A 658-nucleotide genomic window follows, 5' to 3' on the forward strand; every position below is an offset into this window, starting at 1 on the left:
CAACCCTGAGGATCGTGAAGTCGTCTTCGTCGAACTGCCCCGCGAAAGGTCCGGTGACTGGAAATCCGTCGAGGCCGAAGGTGAGCCGGGGATCCGGCAGCAGCCCCGCCGCCGGGGCGGCGGCGCGAGCGGCGTCCACGCCCAAAGCGCTGGCACGCAGGCTGGGCGCGCTGGACGCCGCGCGGGCCAGGGCTTCTTCGAAGGTCTGGGGCTCGGCTTGGGCCGGCGCGACACAGACGCCCAAGAGAAGGACGGACACCCAAACCGGGCGGAGCTTTGTCATCGTTGCACACCCTGATCAGGTTGCGAGAGCCCGCTAGACAGAAGTTGGGGCACAGCCTCGCGCGGGACGACCGGCGGGCGACGGTGCGGACGGCGGCTCTCCGGGACGGTTGTCGCGTTTCGGGGCACGCAAACGATGCGCCTGAACACATCGTGCGGGTTCGGGGACGGCGGCGCGACGCGGCGGACGCAATCCTGCCTCATGGCTTGATCCGCGACCGAAATTTGAGGGGCCGCCGGCGTCTGGGCGAATGCGGGCGGGGCGACGAGAGCCAAGGCCAGCGCGAGACCGCCTGCCCCCGACGTTGAACGGATGAACATTGAGTTTTCCTCTGAAACAGCGGGCGTTCGCTGCGAACAGCGTGCCCCAACGGGC

At 69.0% G+C, this 658-nt stretch carries 1 pseudogene; it reads right to left on the reverse strand.

Annotated features, from left to right (window positions below):
* Positions 1–283, reverse strand: a pseudogene (locus tag Q0C81_RS10055) (transporter); the annotation flags it as partial.
* Positions 284–658 lie beyond the last annotated feature (375 nt).

It is taken from the genome of Brevundimonas sp., from assembly GCF_023259385.1.
Classification (GTDB): domain Bacteria; phylum Pseudomonadota; class Alphaproteobacteria; order Caulobacterales; family Caulobacteraceae; genus Brevundimonas.